Source organism: Pseudomonas sp. IT-P74 (genome assembly GCF_949768175.1).
Taxonomy (GTDB): domain Bacteria; phylum Pseudomonadota; class Gammaproteobacteria; order Pseudomonadales; family Pseudomonadaceae; genus Aquipseudomonas.
The window spans coordinates 35,903-48,492 of sequence record NZ_CATKQD010000001.1 but is presented as its reverse complement, the minus strand read 5'-3'; the positions used below and the strand labels follow the sequence as shown (position 1 = coordinate 48,492).

At 59.1% G+C, this 12,590-nt stretch carries 16 protein-coding genes; 11 read left to right on the top strand and 5 right to left on the bottom strand.

All coding sequences use genetic code 11. From position 1 onward, the window contains the following. Window positions 1-23 precede the first annotated feature (23 nt). Complete coding sequence (locus ACM6J5_RS00245) at window positions 24-1,538, bottom strand: MFS transporter (protein WP_414927546.1); 1,515 nt, start codon at window positions 1,536-1,538, stop codon at window positions 24-26. Between the two features lie 335 nt (window positions 1,539-1,873). Beyond that, complete coding sequence (gene galU, locus ACM6J5_RS00240; RefSeq protein ID WP_095945062.1) at window positions 1,874-2,713, bottom strand: UTP--glucose-1-phosphate uridylyltransferase GalU; 840 nt, start codon at window positions 2,711-2,713, stop codon at window positions 1,874-1,876. Window positions 2,714-3,002: 289 nt separating this feature from the next. Here galU and ACM6J5_RS00235 point away from each other — a divergent pair, with 289 nt between their 5' ends. Together ACM6J5_RS00235 and ACM6J5_RS00230 are read left to right on the top strand one after the other, a co-directional pair. Beyond that, window positions 3,003-3,191: a hypothetical protein gene (locus tag ACM6J5_RS00235; protein WP_007985505.1), complete on the top strand. Its 189-nt coding sequence runs from the start codon at window positions 3,003-3,005 to the stop codon at window positions 3,189-3,191. 138 nt (window positions 3,192-3,329) lie between these two features. Beyond that, window positions 3,330-3,611, top strand: coding sequence for a hypothetical protein (locus tag ACM6J5_RS00230; protein ID WP_095945060.1), 282 nt, complete (start codon window positions 3,330-3,332; stop codon window positions 3,609-3,611). A gap of 11 nt (window positions 3,612-3,622) precedes the next feature. On the opposite strand, the gene ACM6J5_RS00225 is transcribed toward ACM6J5_RS00230, so the two are convergent. Together ACM6J5_RS00225 and ACM6J5_RS00220 are read right to left on the bottom strand one after the other, a co-directional pair. Then, the gene (locus tag ACM6J5_RS00225) at window positions 3,623-3,853 is read right to left on the bottom strand and encodes a hypothetical protein (protein WP_046038394.1); all 231 of its coding nucleotides are present in this window, start codon (window positions 3,851-3,853) and stop codon (window positions 3,623-3,625) included. Window positions 3,854-3,925: 72 nt separating this feature from the next. Then, the gene (locus ACM6J5_RS00220) at window positions 3,926-4,282 is read right to left on the bottom strand and encodes a hypothetical protein (RefSeq protein ID WP_095945059.1); all 357 of its coding nucleotides are present in this window, start codon (window positions 4,280-4,282) and stop codon (window positions 3,926-3,928) included. Between the two features lie 201 nt (window positions 4,283-4,483). Between ACM6J5_RS00220 and ACM6J5_RS00215 the strand changes: the two genes are divergently transcribed. The 5 genes from ACM6J5_RS00215 (at window position 4,484) to ada (ending at window position 7,635) form a co-directional block, all read left to right on the top strand. Then, window positions 4,484-4,786: a DUF1883 domain-containing protein gene (locus ACM6J5_RS00215; protein ID WP_007912251.1), complete on the top strand. Its 303-nt coding sequence runs from the start codon at window positions 4,484-4,486 to the stop codon at window positions 4,784-4,786. A 37-nt stretch (window positions 4,787-4,823) separates the two neighbouring features. Further along, entirely contained in the window at window positions 4,824-4,991 is a 168-nt protein-coding gene (locus ACM6J5_RS00210; RefSeq protein WP_008053023.1) for a hypothetical protein, read from the top strand. Window positions 4,992-5,108: 117 nt separating this feature from the next. After that, window positions 5,109-5,813 carry a 2OG-Fe(II) oxygenase gene (locus ACM6J5_RS00205; protein WP_095945058.1) on the top strand — a complete coding sequence of 235 codons (705 nt, stop codon included), beginning with the start codon at window positions 5,109-5,111 and terminating at the stop codon, window positions 5,811-5,813. Next, entirely contained in the window at window positions 5,803-6,483 is a 681-nt protein-coding gene (alkB, locus tag ACM6J5_RS00200) for a DNA oxidative demethylase AlkB (RefSeq protein WP_095945057.1), read from the top strand. The genes ACM6J5_RS00205 and alkB overlap by 11 nt, the downstream gene beginning before the upstream one ends. A gap of 87 nt (window positions 6,484-6,570) precedes the next feature. Further along, entirely contained in the window at window positions 6,571-7,635 is a 1,065-nt protein-coding gene (gene ada / locus ACM6J5_RS00195; protein WP_095945056.1) for a bifunctional DNA-binding transcriptional regulator/O6-methylguanine-DNA methyltransferase Ada, read from the top strand. On the opposite strand, the gene ACM6J5_RS00190 is transcribed toward ada, so the two are convergent. Further along, window positions 7,636-8,619: an MDR family oxidoreductase gene (locus tag ACM6J5_RS00190; protein WP_150673965.1), complete on the bottom strand. Its 984-nt coding sequence runs from the start codon at window positions 8,617-8,619 to the stop codon at window positions 7,636-7,638. Window positions 8,620-8,855: 236 nt separating this feature from the next. Between ACM6J5_RS00190 and ACM6J5_RS00185 the strand changes: the two genes are divergently transcribed. From ACM6J5_RS00185 to modC, 4 genes are all read left to right on the top strand, one after another. Next, complete coding sequence (locus ACM6J5_RS00185; RefSeq protein WP_095945054.1) at window positions 8,856-9,923, top strand: NAD(P)H-dependent flavin oxidoreductase; 1,068 nt, start codon at window positions 8,856-8,858, stop codon at window positions 9,921-9,923. 122 nt (window positions 9,924-10,045) lie between these two features. Beyond that, a complete protein-coding gene (gene modA, locus ACM6J5_RS00180; protein WP_414927545.1) occupies window positions 10,046-10,813 on the top strand; it encodes a molybdate ABC transporter substrate-binding protein in 768 nt (255 codons plus the stop codon). Then, complete coding sequence (gene modB / locus ACM6J5_RS00175; protein WP_414927544.1) at window positions 10,814-11,494, top strand: molybdate ABC transporter permease subunit; 681 nt, start codon at window positions 10,814-10,816, stop codon at window positions 11,492-11,494. Between the two features lie 3 nt (window positions 11,495-11,497). Next, a complete protein-coding gene (gene modC, locus ACM6J5_RS00170; protein WP_414927543.1) occupies window positions 11,498-12,577 on the top strand; it encodes a molybdenum ABC transporter ATP-binding protein in 1,080 nt (359 codons plus the stop codon). Window positions 12,578-12,590: the final 13 nt, after the last annotated feature.

The following is a 12,590-nucleotide window of genomic DNA, read 5'->3' as shown; positions in this document are numbered from 1 at the left end:
CGCGGCCCAATCTTCGTTTTCGATCAATGCTCCTCTGCAGATTGCGTTTTCGATGTCCGCAGAGTGCGCCAAGCAATCAAAATCGCCATGAGTGCCAAGCCGAACGTCACCCACGAAACCAAACCGATTCCACCTTCGAATGCCCTTCCCGCCTGCGCCATCAATTCCCTTGCTTGATCACCCGACAAGTCTGCCGCCACATGATAGGCGCCAGACAGCGTCTCACTCGCCAACATCATCTGCACTTCGCTCAGGAACCCCGGAAGCTGCAATGCACCACGATAGTAGGCGGTGACGACTCCGCCGAGCACTGTCGTCCCCAAAACTACACCCACTTCATAGGCCGTTTCGCTAATGGCAGACGCGGCGCCCGCCTTTGCCGGTGGTGCGGCTGACAAAATCACATCATTGGACACCGTCGCGATCGCGCCCACACCAATGTTCAGCAAGGCAAAAGCCACCACTAGAACGGTCAGGCTACTGCCCATGCTGGCGACCAGCAAAAACGCCGCTCCAGCAAACGCCATCAAAATCGGTATCAGCACATGCACCTGTAATCGCTGTGCGACAGGCACGACCGCCATCCCCACTACAATCGCCATGACCTGACCAGGAATCAACGCGAGACTGGCACTCAAGGGCGACATCTGAAGAACGATCTGCAGGAACTGAGTGGTAAAGAATACGAAGCCGACGAGAAACGCGAGACTCATCAAATTGATCGCGACAGAGCCGCTAAAGGTGCCACTGCGGAACAGAGTCAGGTCCATCAGCGGCACTGGCAGACGTAACTGTCGACGCACAAACATCCAGCCCGCAACTGCGCCTACTGCAAACGCTGTCAGCGTCATCCAGTCGATACCATTACTGGCGCTGTGTTTAATGCCATAAACGATGGCACCAAGGGCAACCATCGATTGCAGGATGCTAAGCGGATCCAGCGGCCCTGAAGCATCTCGCTCGGATTCGGGCAACAACATTGGGCCCAATATCAGCAGTGGCACCAACACGGGCACCGCCAACAGGAAAATCGCCCCCCAACTGAAGAACTCCAGCAATACACCGCCCACCAAAGGACCGAGTGCCGAACCTACTGTCAATGTCGTTGCCCAGATCGCGACTGCCAACCTGCGTTCTTCTCGGTCCTCGAACACCGAACGTATCAACGCCAATGTCGAGGGCATCAGCATTGCACCGAAAACGCCCATACAAGCTCGCCCGGCAATCAGTTGCGCGGCGGTATCGGAATACGCGGTTAGCACCGACACAATCGCAAAACCCAAGGACCCGACCAGCAACAACTTACGATGACCGACTCGATCGCCCAGACTACCCATCGACACCAGCAACCCCGCCAATACCAGCGAATAAGCATCGATCATCCACAACTGCTGGCTAGCGCTAGGACGCAGGGCCTCGGCAATTTTTGGTAACGCGAATCCAAGCACCGTATTGTCAATTGTTACCAGCAGTACCGGTAGCATCAGGACGCTTAAAGCCAACCACCGTTTTAGGGTCACGCTTCCTGTTAACACCATTCACGAAACTCCATTTCCTCATAAAACCCAGCGACTTTAAGCGCGCCCTTGACGCGACATTAGTCACGCCGAGCAAACCGGTTCTGGTATATCCCATTGAACACAGAGGTTTTTAGCCGCAACAATCATCGTATGCGCCGGCAATTAACAAATCAGGATTTTCTTTCGCAAGTCCTACCGATGGATGTCAGGCGATACCTACCTTGCGCTCCCCTGCGTAACTGAACCCGCACAAACGCAAACGCCCCGAACGAAGTCGGGGCGTTTGCTTGATCCCTCACCTGTGTTTTTTACACAGAGCGAAGTTCGATTTCCAACACGAGCAACTCAGGCGATCAGTACGCCTTGCCCGTCTTGTAGAAGTTCTCGAAGCAGAAGTTGGTCGCGTCGATGTAGCCTTCGGCGCCGCCGCAGTCGAAACGCTTGCCCTTGAACTTGTAGGCCATCACGCAGCCGTTCTGGGCCTGTTTCATCAGGGCGTCGGTGATCTGGATTTCACCACCCTTGCCTGGCTCGGTCTGTTCGATCAGGTCGAAGATGTCCGGGGTCAGGATGTAGCGGCCGATGATGGCCAGGTTCGACGGTGCGTCTTCCGGCTTTGGTTTTTCAACCATGCTGTGTACGCGGTAGATGTCGTCGCGGATCATCTCGCCGGCGATTACACCGTACTTGCTGGTCTCTGACGGATCGACTTCCATGATCGCGACGATCGAGCAGCGGAACTGCTTGTAGAGCTTGACCATCTGGGTCAGTACGCCATCACCTTCGAGGTTGACGCACAGGTCGTCCGCCAGTACCACGGCGAACGGTTCGTCACCGATCAGTGGACGGCCGGTGAGGATCGCGTGGCCCAGGCCTTTCATTTCGGTCTGGCGGGTGTAGGAGAACGAGCACTCGTCGAGCAGCTTGCGGATGCCGACCAGGTATTTCTCCTTGTCGGTGCCCTTGATCTGGTTTTCCAGCTCGTAGCTGATGTCGAAGTGATCTTCCAGGGCGCGCTTGCCGCGACCGGTGACGATGGAGATTTCGGTCAAACCGGCATCCAGTGCTTCTTCGACGCCGTACTGGATCAGTGGCTTGTTCACCACCGGCAGCATTTCTTTGGGCATGGCTTTAGTCGCTGGCAGGAAGCGAGTACCGTAACCGGCTGCTGGGAACAAGCATTTCTTGATCATATAAGTCCTTGAAAGGGCTGTGTGTACGAGTTTCGGCGCAGTCTAATCAGGCGGCGGGCACCTTACAATGCCCCGCGCTGGCTAACCGATGTCAACATAGAGAAATATTCCTGCCGATAGTTCCCTGCGAGAGTGCGCAGGTCGCTGCACAGCCTCTTATGCATAGCAGAGACCTGCGCAAATGCACGGTTTTCTAGCGCCCGGAACCAACCACCATACGCCCATCGGCACCCCTTGAGTGCGTTTGGCGGTATCATGGCGCGATTGAACCAGACAACGAGGCAAGTAGATGTCGGCAGTAAAAAGCGTCAACGGATTTCTGATCAATCAGGAGAAGGACGGCCAATGGTGGGTGGCCAGTGTTGCTGGTGAAAATATCGCCGGGCCTTTCCCTTCCGAAGCCCTGGCAATCGAAGTGGCCTCGGTGCTGGAGCTTGAGCACCCGGAACCCAAGCGACGCGGCAAGGACAAGAGCTGATCGACACCCGATGGGAAAAGCCCTGCCACTGAGCAGGGCTTTTTCATGATCACCGAAAAAGAAGTGGCCTTTCGCTATAACCTTTTGCCTGGGACGCTGTCTCAGCCTTAGCCCACCCCCCCTGACGGTTATCAAGCCATGAATAAAGTTTTGCCTTTGCTAACGGTATTGGCCCTGAGCGGCTGCGCAACGTCGGAACCAACCTACCTGGCTAACGGAGAGCAAGGCCTGTCGATTGACTGCTCCGGGGAAGCCAACTCCTGGGCTGCGTGCTACGAAAAGGCCGATGCGTCCTGCGCGGGCACCGGCTACAAGATTGTCGGGACCGATGGCACCCCCGCGCTCAAAGAGAGCGAAAAGACCCTCGGCGCCGATGTCGGCAACTACAAGAGCCGCAACGTGGTGGTGATCTGCAGGTAAGGCGCCACGCCCTACAGATGGATTTCGGCGAATTTGATTCCAAGCCCGCGCACGGTATCGATCAGATCATCAAGGCGGCTGAAGGACTCGACTTCATCATTGTCATCCACCAGGAAATAGCTGCGCCCGGCGCTTTTCTTGAAAAACACGATCCATTCCCCCAGCTCCGCCGGGTTCTGAATCACATGGGTGGCAGAGATCAAACCCTCTGCGTGACGCTCCCGGACCTGCTCTCGCTTCATGTTCGACTCCAGAAATAACAATGCCGCCAAAGCAGGGCTTGGGCGGCATCGGTGCTGATGGTCGATAGTCTATCAGCCGGAAATGCACTCGTTGGCGGCTTTCTGAACGTCCTTTGGCCTTACCGGGACATTGGACATGCTCTCGTGCAGCTTGATGCTGCTGCCGCCGGAGCGTTCTTCAATGTCAAACACGGCGGACGGACCGGAGGAGAACTTGAGCGGCACGATCACGCGCAAGCCATCCTTGTGCGGCTGGATCTGCAAGGCGCCACGGCTATCGGCCAGCTTTTCGCTCAGGCATTGCGCGTATTCATGGGGCTTCTTGCCGGAAATCACGTTCATCGTCGGCAAGGACTCGTTGATGTCCGAGACGTTCGCACAACCACTGATCGTCAATGCCATCGGCAACACCCACAAACCCCACTTCATACCAAACCTCCGATAAAGACCCTCGGACAGCGCAACGGCGATTTTTCTCCGAGACAAACTGATTTATCGCTCATCAAATGTGAAATAAGCATTTTTTATTGTCGAAGCGGCCGGATAATAAGGCGTTCGGGCTGATAAACTGCGCCAATCGCCCATGCTATCGTTTTGATTTTGTAGAAAAAGCCCTTCTGGAGGCGCCTCATGAAATTTATCCATCAGCGCGAGCACCTCAATGAAGACGACATTGTCGTCATTCAATGCTCCCAAATGTGCAACATCCGCTTGATGAACGACGCCAACTTCCGCAGCTTCAAGAATGGCGGTCGTCACACCTATCACGGCGGTGCATTCGACACGTTTCCGGCCCGCATCACGGCCCCGAGCACCGGCTTCTGGAACATCACGATCGACACCGTCAACCGCCGCGCTATCAGCGTGACGCGCAAACCCACCCTGACGCACTCGATCAAAATCATTCGCCGCTCCAGCACGAAACTGAGCTGATCAGCGAACCCGAAACACAAGACAGGCAGATACAACCGTGGCCCAAACGACCAAGTACGTCATCAAATACAAACTCAACGGTGAGCGCCGCTTCGAGTTTGCCCAGCTTGAAAACGGCACCCCGGAAGAAGCCAGGGCGGCGCTGGATGCCATTCATGGACAGGACGACGTCATCAGCGAAATCAGCGTCAGCAAAGCGCTGTAACGCGATCCGGAGCGACAATGGACGTCGGCTCCCGCTCGCAGTTCGACCGCAAGCAGCGGAGTGCCAGCTTCGTCCGTGCCTTGCAGACTGGCCACCTCAACCACAAGAGGCCCGGCAATGAGCGAGCAATATCTGGACAGGCTGGACTGGCCCCGACTGGAGCAGCAACTTGATCAGGACGGTTACGCTGTCATCCCGTCACTGTTGAGCCACAAGGCTTGCGAGCAGGTCAGCGCCCTGTACCCTCGAACCGAGCTGTTTCGCTCCCACGTGGTGATGGCTCGCCACGGGTTCGGCCGAGGCGAGTACAAGTATTTCAGCTACCCGCTGCCGGAACTGGTGGCCCGCTTGCGCAGCACGCTCTACCCGCGACTGGTGCCCATCGCCAATCGCTGGCATGAACAGATGGGCTTGCTGGTCCGCTTTCCTGAATCCCATCCAGCCTTCCTCGAACGCTGCCATGCCGCTGGTCAGGACCGTCCGACACCCTTGTTGCTGCAATACGGTCCGCAGGACTACAACTGTTTGCATCAGGATCTATACGGTGAGCACGTTTTCCCACTGCAAGTGGCGATTCTGCTGTCAGACCCGGATCAAGACTTCACCGGCGGCGAATTTGTCCTGACTGAACAGCGCCCGCGCATGCAGTCACGCCCGATGGTCATCGGCCTGAAGCAAGGTGACGGGTTGATCTTTGCGGTCAACCAGCGGCCGGTCAAAGGGACACGCGGTTACTACCGCGTGACCCTGCGTCACGGCGTGAGTCGCCTGCACAGCGGCAAACGGCATACCCTTGGAATCATCTTTCACGATGCGTCATGAACCCATGAATCCGCTGACTTTCGATCTGTTTGCCGATGCAGAACCCGAGCAACAGCCCAGGCGCGAGCAGATCGGCGAACAGTCCTGGGTGCTCAGGGGCTTCGCCCTGCCCTGGCTGGAGCGTTTGCTGCCTGCCCTGGACGAAGTGCTGGCGGCCGCGCCGTTTCGGCAGATGGTCACACCCGGCGGTTTCACCATGTCGGTCGCCCTGAGCAGTTGCGGCACATTCGGCTGGACCACTGACCGCAGCGGTTATCGGTACACCCGCGACGATCCACAGACCGGCCGGCCCTGGCCAATGATGCCTGAGGTGTTTTTCCAAATGGCGCAAGCGGCGGCGCAGGCAGCAGGTTTCACCGGTTTTGCACCGGATTCCTGCCTGATCAACCGCTATATCCCAGGGGCAAAAATGTCATTGCATCAGGACAAGGACGAACATTCCTACGCCGCCCCCATCGTTTCGGTATCCCTGGGCTTGCCGGCGATGTTCCTGTTCGGCGGCTTTGCACGCAGCGACAAAAGTCAGCGCGTTCCCCTGTTCCATGGTGACATCGTGGTCTGGGGTGGCGTGGATCGCCTGCGTTATCACGGTGTGTTACCGATCAAGGACGGCCATCATCCGAAACTCGGCGAGCAACGCATCAACTTCACCTTCCGTACCGCCGGATAAAGACTTCGAATTTGACCGCAAGCGGCGGAGTGTGTGGGAATTGCCCCATGGTTAATGTGCAGGCAACCCCTCAATGGACGTGACGCCATGACAACCCAATCGACCAAGATCACCATCGAAAACGATCCGCGCTGGGCCGCCGTGGTCGCCCGCGATCCCAAGGCTGACGGGCAGTTTGTCTATGCCGTGAAGACCACAGGCATCTACTGCAATCCCAGCAGCCACGCGCGCTTGCCCAATCCACAGAATGTCGAATTCTTCGAAAACGCCGAACAGGCCCGGGCCGCGGGTTATCGTCCGAGCAAGCGCGCGACGAAGGATCAGAGCGAACTCGCCGCGCAACATGCCGCCACCGTGGCCGCCGCGTGCCGCCAGATCGAAAGCGCCGAAACGCTGCCCGCCCTGGGCGAATTGGCCGAGGCGGCGGGCCTGAGCAGCTTTCACTTCCATCGCGTGTTCAAAGCTGTCACCGGCCTGACGCCCAAGGGCTACGCCGATGCCCATCGCTCACGCAAGGTACGCGAGCGGCTGGCGGACGGCGGTTCGGTGACCGATGCCCTGTATGACGCCGGCTTCAATTCCAACAGCCGGTTTTATGAAGCGGCAGACCAACTGTTGGGAATGAAACCCGGGGACTACCGCGCGGCCGGTCAAAACAACGACATTCGTTTTGCCGTCGGCCAGTGTTCGCTGGGTGCGATTCTGGTGGCGCAGAGTGAGCGCGGGGTCTGCGCTATCCTGCTGGGGGATGATCCGCATCAACTGGTCTGTGATCTGCAAGACAAATTCCGCCGCGCCAACCTGATTGGCGCCGATCATGAATTCGAGCAATTGATTGCCAGGGTCGTCGGCTTTATCGAGGCGCCGGCCATTGGCCTGGATTTGCCGCTGGACGTACGCGGCACGGCGTTTCAGGAGCGTGTCTGGCAAGCGTTGCGGGAGATTCCCGTGGGCAGCACCGCCAGCTACGCCGATGTCGCCCAGCGTATCGGTCAACCAAAAGCCGTTCGCGCCGTGGCCCAGGCCTGCGGTGCGAACAACCTGGCCGTGGCGATCCCTTGCCATCGCGTGGTGCGCAGCGATGGCAATCTGTCGGGCTATCGCTGGGGTGTCGAGCGCAAACGGCAGTTGCTGGAGCGCGAGTCGCAGTGATCAGCGATTCACATCCACCACCACGCGACCACGCAACTGCCCGGCCAGCAAGCGCGGCGCGGCGTCGATGGCTTCGCTCAAGCCGATTTCGTGACTGATCAGCGGCAACAGGGTGAAGTCCAGATCCTTGGCCAGGCGATTCCAGGCCTCCACGCGCTTGGCTTTGGGCTGGGTCACGCTATTGATGCCGGCCAGGGTCACGCCGCGCAAGATGAACGGCGCAACGGAGGCCGGAAAGTCCATGCCCTGGGCCAGACCGCAGGCCGCGACGGTGCCATTGGCCTTGGTGCCGGCGCACGCGTTGGCCAGGGTGTGGCTGCCGACCGAATCGATGACGGCTGCCCAGCGCTCCTTGGCCAATGGTTTGCCCGGCTCGGACAAGGTGGCGCGATCGATGATTTCGCTGGCCCCCAGTTGCTTCAGGTAATCGTGCTCCGAGGTGCGTCCGGTGGACGCGACCACCCGGTAGCCGAGCCTGCTCAGCAAGGCGATGGCGAAACTGCCGACGCCACCGTTGGCGCCGGTCACCAGAACTTCGCCCTGTTCAGGCGTTACGCCATTGTGCTCAAGGGCAAGAATACACAGCATGGCCGTGTAGCCCGCCGTACCGATGGCCATCGCCTGGGCCGCGGTAAACGCCTTGGGCAGCGCAATCAGCCAGTCACCGTTCAGGCGAGCCTTCTGCGCCAATCCACCCCAATGCCCTTCGCCCACGCCCCAGCCATTGAGCAGGACCGGGTCACCGACCTTGTAGTCCGGATGCCCGCTGACTTCGACGACACCGGCCAGGTCGATGCCCGGCACCATCGGGAATTTACGCACCACCGGACTGCTGCCGGTGATCGCCAGGCCATCCTTGAAGTTCAGCGTGCTGTAGGCAACACGCACCGTGACATCACCCTCGGGCAGCTGATCGTCCTGGATCTCTTGCAGTGTGGCCCGATAACCGCTGTCGTCTTTGTCGATCAAAATGCCTTTGAACATGACGGCCTCTCAATGGAATCAGTCTGGTGGTGGTGCATTTGAAATAACACATGGCAACGGATTGCCGTACCCGACTTTAAGCCAATCGGCGTTCTTGTTTCCGCGTTTCCCGAGACTCCGTGAAGAACCTGAAAAAGCCTTACCCGCTGAAAAGACGACTGGCCTTGCGCCAGTCGTTGCGTTACAAATCCTGTTCTACCGTCCCTGCCCGGGTCCAACGTCGGAGAACACAGCACATGAACCAGTGGCCAGATACCCGCATCCTTGACCTGCTCGGGATCGAACTGCCGATCATCCAGGGGCCGATGGCCGGTGCCACAAACTCGTCCATGGTGATTGCCACCTGCAATGCCGGCGGCCTGGGCTCGATGCCAGCGGCGATGCTCAGCACCGATCAACTGCGCGAAGAGCTCAAAACCATCCGCCAACACACCCGGCGCCCGATCAACGTCAACTTCTTCTGTCATCAGCCACCTGCTGCGGATGAGCAACGCGCACAGGACTGGAAAAACCTGCTGCAACCCTACTACCAGGAACTCGGCGCCGACTTCGATGCGCCGACGCCGGTGTCCAACCGAGCGCCGTTCGATAACGCGGCCTGCGAAGTGGTCGAAGAATTTCGCCCTGAAGTGGTGAGTTTTCACTTTGGCCTGCCGGAAAAATCCCTGCTCGACCGGGTCAAGGCCACCGGTGCGAAGGTGCTGTCCTCGGCCACCACCGTCGCAGAAGCCGTATGGCTGGAGCAGCATGGCTGCGATGCAATCATTGCCATGGGCTACGAAGCCGGGGGCCATCGCGGGATGTTTCTCAGCGATGACCTGAGCAGTCAGGTGGGGACTTTCGCCCTGGTGCCGCAAGTCGTCGATGCGGTGAAAGTACCGGTGATTGCCGCTGGCGGTATCGCTGACGCCCGAGGCGTTGCCGCGGCCTTCATGCTCGGCGCTTCGGCGGTACAGGTGGGTACGGCGTACCTGTTCACCCCTGAAGCCAAGGTCAGCCCTTCCCACCACAAAGCGTTGCGTACCGCCAGGGAAAGCGAGACGGCCGTCACCAACGTGTTCACCGGTCGCCCGGCCCGGGGCATTCTCAACCGGGTGATGCGTGAGCTGGGCCCCATGAGCGCCAAGGCCCCGGCCTTCCCCCTTGCCGGTGGCGCGCTGATGCCGTTGCGGGCCAAAGGTGAAGCGGACTTCAGCAACCTCTGGGCCGGTCAGGCCTTTACCCTCGGCGTCGATTTGACCACCGAGGCACTGACTCGAAAACTGGCTGAAGAAGGATTAGCGAGGCTGTCAGGTCGCTCCTGAGCATTAGGTTCGTTAAAGTTGTATACAATTTGACGACAAGGCATTCCGTTCAAAGGCAATTCGCTATATATTTTTGTACATAACGATTAACCTGCTGCAATTGCCTTTAACGGAGCCGTTTCATGACCATTCGTGCCTCACGTTTTGCCCCGACCTGCCTGGCGAGCCTTCTCGCCGTATTCGCCTTCGGCTCAGCCCAGGCGGACGAAGTCCAGGTCGCTGTCGCCGCCAACTTCACCGCGCCCATCCAGGCCATCGCGGCTGATTTCGAAAAAGACACCGGGCATAAACTGGTCGCATCCTTTGGCGCCACCGGCCAGTTCTACACCCAGATCAAAAACGGCGCACCGTTCGAAGTGTTCCTCTCGGCAGACGACAGCACCCCGAAAAAACTTGAAGCCGAAGGCGACTCCGTCAAGGGTTCGCGCTTCACCTACGCGGTCGGTACGCTGGCGCTGTGGTCGGCCAAGGAAGGCTACGTCGATGCCAAGGGCGATGTGCTGCAAAAGAACGCCTACCAGCACCTGTCCATTGCCAACCCGAAAGCCGCGCCTTATGGCCTCGCGGCGACCCAGGTACTGGCAAAAGAAGGTCTGACCGACAAGGTCAAGGACAAGATCGTTGAAGGCCAGAACATCAGCCAGGCCTACCAATTCGTCTCCACCGGCAACGCCGAGCTGGGGTTTATCGCCCTGTCGCAGATCTACAGGGACGGCAAGATCACCAGCGGTTCGGCCTGGATCGTTCCTGCCAGCCTGCACGACCCGATCAAGCAAGACGCGGTGATTCTCAACAAGGGCAAGGACAACCCGGCCGCCAAGGCGCTGGTTGACTACCTCAAGGGGTCGAAAGCGGCAGCTGTCATCAAGTCCTACGGTTACGAAATCTAAATGTCGCTATCGAGTGCCGATTTTTCCGCCATCTGGCTGACCCTGAAACTGGCGTCCCTGACGACCGTCATCCTGCTGATTGTCGGCACTCCGATTGCGTTATGGCTGTCGCGCACCCGCTCCTGGTTGCGCGGCCCGGTCGGGGCGATTGTCGCCCTGCCCCTGGTGCTGCCACCGACGGTGATTGGTTTTTATCTGTTGCTGGCCCTCGGCCCACATGGGTACATCGGCCAACTCACCCAGTCACTCGGCCTTGGCACCCTCACGTTCAGTTTTGCGGGGCTGGTCTTCGGTTCGGTGCTGTATTCGATGCCGTTTGTGGTCCAGCCGCTGCAAAACGCTTTTTCCGCGATTGGCACGCGCCCGCTCGAAGTGGCCGCGACCTTGCGGGCCAATCCCTGGGACACTTTTTTCAGCGTGACACTGCCCCTGGCTCGCCCCGGTTTCATTACCGCGGCCATTCTCGGTTTCGCCCACACCGTCGGCGAGTTCGGCGTGGTGCTGATGATCGGCGGCAATATTCCCGAGAAGACCCGCGTGGTCTCGGTGCAGATCTACGATCACGTCGAAGCCATGGAATATGCCCAAGCCCATTGGCTGGCCGGGGCGATGCTGGTGTTCTCGTTCGTCGTCCTGCTGGCGTTGTATTCCAGCCGTCAAACCAAAGCGGGCTGGAGCTGATCGATGATTCAAATGCGTCTGAAACTACGTTATTCGGGCTTCGCCCTGGACGTCGACTTGCAGCTGCCGGGCCGTGGCGTTACCGCACTTTACGGCCACTCAGGCTCCGGCAAGACCACTTGCCTGCGCTGCATCGCCGGCCTGGAACGGGCCGATCAAGGTTTTATCCAGGTCAACGATGAAGTCTGGCAAGACAGCGATAACAAGGTGTTCGTAGCGCCGCACAAACGCGCGCTGGGCTACGTGTTCCAGGAAGCCAGCCTGTTTCCCCATCTGTCGGTGCTGGACAATCTGGCGTTCGGCCTCAAGCGCATCCCCAAGCCGCAGCGTCGGGTCGACATGGCCCACGCCACCGAGTTGCTGGGCATCGGCCATTTGCTGGACCGGCACCCGCAACACCTTTCAGGCGGAGAGCGTCAGCGCGTCGGCATCGCCCGCGCCTTGCTCACCAGCCCGAAACTGTTGTTGATGGATGAGCCTTTGGCCGCACTTGATGCCCAACGCAAAAGTGAAATTCTGCCCTACTTGCAACGCCTGCACGACGAACTCGACATCCCGGTGCTGTACGTCAGCCATTCCCAGGATGAAGTCGCGCGACTGGCCGACCATATCGTGTTGCTCAGCAACGGCAAGGCCCTGGCCAGCGGCCCGATCGGCCAGACCCTGGCTCGCCTCGACTTGCCGCTGGCAATGGGGGATGACGCCGGTGTGGTCATCGAGGGTCGCGTCAGCGCCTATGACGCCGACTATCAATTGCTCAGCCTGCAACTGCCCAACACCACTCTCGACATTCGTGTGCCCCATACGCCAATGGATGTGGGCCAGGCACTGCGCTGCAAAGTCCAGGCGCGGGATGTGAGCCTGAGCCTGGACAATGCCGGGCACAGCAGCATTCTCAATCGCCTGCCGGTCACCGTGGTCACTGAAATGAACGCCGATAACGCCGCGCACGTGCTGATTCGCCTGGACGCCGCCGGCACGCCGCTGCTTGCGCGGATCACGCGTTATTCCCGTGATCAGTTGAACGTCCATCCTGGCCAGCCACTCTGGGCGCAAATAAAGGCCGTCGCCGTGCTGGCGTAAATCCAAAGGCACG

Bases quoted from the DNA above. Each gene is read 5' to 3' on its own strand.
- ACM6J5_RS00245 (WP_414927546.1), bottom strand. From the start codon at position 1,538: ATGGTGTTAACAGGAAGCGTGACCCTAAAACGGTGGTTGGCTTTAAGC.
- galU (WP_095945062.1), bottom strand. From the start codon at position 2,713: ATGATCAAGAAATGCTTGTTCCCAGCAGCCGGTTACGGTACTCGCTTC.
- ACM6J5_RS00235 (WP_007985505.1), top strand. From the start codon at position 3,003: ATGTCGGCAGTAAAAAGCGTCAACGGATTTCTGATCAATCAGGAGAAG.
- ACM6J5_RS00230 (WP_095945060.1), top strand. From the start codon at position 3,330: ATGAATAAAGTTTTGCCTTTGCTAACGGTATTGGCCCTGAGCGGCTGC.
- ACM6J5_RS00225 (WP_046038394.1), bottom strand. From the start codon at position 3,853: ATGAAGCGAGAGCAGGTCCGGGAGCGTCACGCAGAGGGTTTGATCTCT.
- ACM6J5_RS00220 (WP_095945059.1), bottom strand. From the start codon at position 4,282: ATGAAGTGGGGTTTGTGGGTGTTGCCGATGGCATTGACGATCAGTGGT.
- ACM6J5_RS00215 (WP_007912251.1), top strand. From the start codon at position 4,484: ATGAAATTTATCCATCAGCGCGAGCACCTCAATGAAGACGACATTGTC.
- ACM6J5_RS00205 (WP_095945058.1), top strand. From the start codon at position 5,109: ATGAGCGAGCAATATCTGGACAGGCTGGACTGGCCCCGACTGGAGCAG.
- alkB (WP_095945057.1), top strand. From the start codon at position 5,803: ATGCGTCATGAACCCATGAATCCGCTGACTTTCGATCTGTTTGCCGAT.
- ada (WP_095945056.1), top strand. From the start codon at position 6,571: ATGACAACCCAATCGACCAAGATCACCATCGAAAACGATCCGCGCTGG.
- ACM6J5_RS00190 (WP_150673965.1), bottom strand. From the start codon at position 8,619: ATGTTCAAAGGCATTTTGATCGACAAAGACGACAGCGGTTATCGGGCC.
- ACM6J5_RS00185 (WP_095945054.1), top strand. From the start codon at position 8,856: ATGAACCAGTGGCCAGATACCCGCATCCTTGACCTGCTCGGGATCGAA.
- modA (WP_414927545.1), top strand. From the start codon at position 10,046: ATGACCATTCGTGCCTCACGTTTTGCCCCGACCTGCCTGGCGAGCCTT.
- modB (WP_414927544.1), top strand. From the start codon at position 10,814: ATGTCGCTATCGAGTGCCGATTTTTCCGCCATCTGGCTGACCCTGAAA.
- modC (WP_414927543.1), top strand. From the start codon at position 11,498: ATGATTCAAATGCGTCTGAAACTACGTTATTCGGGCTTCGCCCTGGAC.